This is a genomic window from Clostridium pacaense (assembly GCF_020709765.2).
Taxonomy (GTDB): domain Bacteria; phylum Bacillota; class Clostridia; order Lachnospirales; family Lachnospiraceae; genus Enterocloster; species Enterocloster hominis.
On the sequence record NZ_JAJFEB020000188.1, the window covers coordinates 1 to 243 of the forward strand.

1 protein-coding gene is annotated in these 243 nt (G+C 50.6%); it reads right to left on the bottom strand.

Annotation, left to right across the window (positions count from 1 at the left end):
* A partial coding sequence (locus LK536_RS58995) for a hypothetical protein (protein ID WP_506092360.1) occupies positions 1-243 on the bottom strand: 243 nt, incomplete at both ends.

Sequence of the window (243 nt, forward strand, 5' to 3'; positions counted from 1 at the left end):
TCTCATTTTCCTTCAGGTCTATATGGAATCCGTACTCCGTATCATAAAATACAGAATCGTCAATATATGCCCTGTCCAGATCATCCCGTCCCGGGTCGAAGTCACTGTTGGCATACTCCCCAAGCGCTCCATTTTCATCCTGTCCGCTCCAGTTCCAGTCCCATGGCACCACATCCACAAACCGGTTCCGGTCGTGCTGGAAAAATACGGTCACGTCTTCGTCAATCACCTGTGTCCCGTCAG